Origin of the sequence: Bartonella sp. AP7XZML (assembly GCF_042195745.1) — a bacterium.
Taxonomy (GTDB): domain Bacteria; phylum Pseudomonadota; class Alphaproteobacteria; order Rhizobiales; family Rhizobiaceae; genus Bartonella.
In genome coordinates, this window is the sequence record NZ_JBHIOT010000044.1 from 1 (window position 1) to 2,477 (window position 2,477).

Genomic DNA, 2,477 nt, shown 5'->3' on the forward strand with positions numbered 1-2,477 from the left:
ATTCCCCATCCACCCTGTACCACCGGTACCATAACTATACCCAACATTCATTGAAGCGCTTTGCGTGTGGTTTTCTGTGCTTTGCGTATTTTGCGCACTTTCAAAGATGATATCTTCACCTGCTCCCATAGTGATATTCCCGCTCTGTTCATCATTGCTTTGCATCGGGTTTGTACCAGCGATAATATCGGCTCCAACACCATGGATGCTGCTTTATTTAAAGTGCCACCCGCTTGAATAAAGAAGGGCACAATTTTGACTCCCGCATCATTCATACTTTTTGTCCAACGACCTTTTTAACGATGGGGAGGACGCTTTGGTGATCGCTTTTGTAAAGCTTTTTGCTTTTGCTGACGTTTTCTTTCATCCTCAAAATGCGTTAGTAAAGCCCGTTCCTGTTTCGTTTTGTTGGTCACACCAAAGGTGTCATTGTCCATAAATTGCTGATATCCTGCTATCATTAAATTGCTTAGGAATGAGCCACTTTTGGGAGGTTGTGTAAAATAGATCCCTTTTGAATCTTGCAATTTATATCGGAAACCTGCTTTTTTCATGCATTCATAAACTGAGGCAAATTCACTCGCATACGTATTCATATCGTCAGGAGAAGCATAAACCGGTTTCCAACCACATTTTGACAAAGATTGTTGGATCATCGCTTTATCGGCACCTGGTTTTTCCCATAATGCTAAAGTTGATGGAGGAGGTTGGTTAATACATCCAGCTGTAGTTAAGAGAGCTATGCAGCTCAATAGTTTTAAGATTTTTTTCATTTTTCCCTCTTTCAATGGATTTATTTACAATAAAAAAGCTCATAAGCTTGTTGATATTTTCTGTCACCGCTGCTTAAAAAAACGTTGAACAATATTGAAATGGTTGCTTGAGGAAACAATCCCGCACAGGCATGTAAAAACGTGAGTGTGGGGATTGTCGGTCATCACAAACAAAACTTAAGGTTTGCATTCAGGTTGTACTGGACTTCTTTTACAAAACGGGCTGTTTAAGCGCTTTTCGACACTTCTCTTCGGGATGACAGCACCAGGCTGACAAATGGGAAGGTCTCTACCGTTAAAAGGAGAACACCAGCTAGCTCTCCCTTTATAATGGAATCCTGCTTGGATCATGCAAGCATCAATCGTTGCATTCTCATTGTTGCTTAACTTTTGAACTTCATCCTCAAGATAATTAAGGTGCGGCAGACCACATTCTAGCAATGCTTTTCCTACCTCCGTAGAATCTGCTCCTAGCTTCTCCCACACAGCCGTCTCTCCTCGAGGAGGTTTATCAATGTTTTCAATGTCACATCCAGCAACCGTTAACAAAATGAGCAGGCTTAATAAATTAAACAACATTTTCATTTTTTGTTCCCTGTTCTCGTTGAATAAAGTTTGTTAAAACCAAATGAACCATAATTAATTTGACACTCACGACTCGCATCAGCATAACAATTATGGGGGCTCGGGTTAAGGCCCAAGACCGCTCTCCCCATCTCTCTGATTGGATTAGTTGCTATAGTAAATAAACTGTTTGCTGCAAATATCGTCATATAAAAAGGATTTTTTATACCTTTCTCCAAAAGTGAAAAATCTAGATTTAAAGGTGCCTTATAAGCCGTAGGCCAATTGTAACCAATCACTGTACTAATGGGGTCTAACATATGACCTTGTGTGTAGATATAATTTTTTTCGCCATCGCTTAGATAATCTACTGTATTGGCCATCGATTGCATGTGAGCAGCCGCTCCAACAAGATAGAAGTCTGTTTTCTTGGCTACACTGTGGATACCATGTTCTTGCAAGTCATTTGCTCCATTGCTTACTGTTAAGGTACCCCGGCTATGCCCACTAACAATAGCATTGTCATTGCCATAACGATAGATAAAATCTTGGAACTTTTTGGTTGAATTGGTCAACCCCCAAGAGCCCCCTTCAAAAAACTTTTGATAAAATGCTACCCCTAATTCTACCAGCACATCGTCAGCTTGGGGAAAGTATGTAAAATAAAGGGGACCATTTTTATTAACAGCCAATTGGACAGCATTACCCGCAGCATCATCTGGTGAATTAAAAATGCCATTGTAGAACATATAAACAGCACCATTAGGGCCTTTTTGTAAATGCTTTTCTTCCTCTGGCTTTAAAAAGTGATACAGAGTGATATATTTTCCATCATTGCCTTTTATATACTCTCCATTTTCATCGGTTAAATAGAGGACATTGCCATTTTCATCATGCGCAACCTCACCTACTGGGTGCTCTTTGACATTTGTGATTTTATAAATTTTATCAAGGTATCCCAATCCTTCATCCGATAAATCATTGATCATATCTACGCGATTATGTACTACCCCCTCAAGCGATGCGACATCTAGCTGTCCTACAGCTTGGTGTGCTGCTGCGGTGTTGCGGTTGAGAGAGCCAATGATTTGTCCAGCATCTTGCCCCATCGCCCTCTGTCCAGTTGTATCAGTAAGGATG

Annotated in this window: 2 protein-coding genes and 2 pseudogenes; all 4 read right to left on the reverse strand. The window is 40.5% G+C overall.

The features are described from left to right. Positions 1-210 (reverse strand): annotated as a pseudogene (locus tag ACFILT_RS03490) (hemagglutinin repeat-containing protein); the annotation flags it as partial. A gap of 86 nt (positions 211-296) precedes the next feature. Then, a complete protein-coding gene (locus ACFILT_RS03495) occupies positions 297-773 on the reverse strand; it encodes a hypothetical protein (protein ID WP_375678959.1) in 477 nt (158 codons plus the stop codon). Between the two features lie 177 nt (positions 774-950). Next, positions 951-1,358, reverse strand: coding sequence for a hypothetical protein (locus ACFILT_RS03500; protein ID WP_375623805.1), 408 nt, complete (start codon positions 1,356-1,358; stop codon positions 951-953). Beyond that, positions 1,355-2,477 (reverse strand): annotated as a pseudogene (locus ACFILT_RS03505) (filamentous hemagglutinin); the annotation flags it as partial. The gene ACFILT_RS03500 and the pseudogene ACFILT_RS03505, both read right to left, overlap by 4 nt.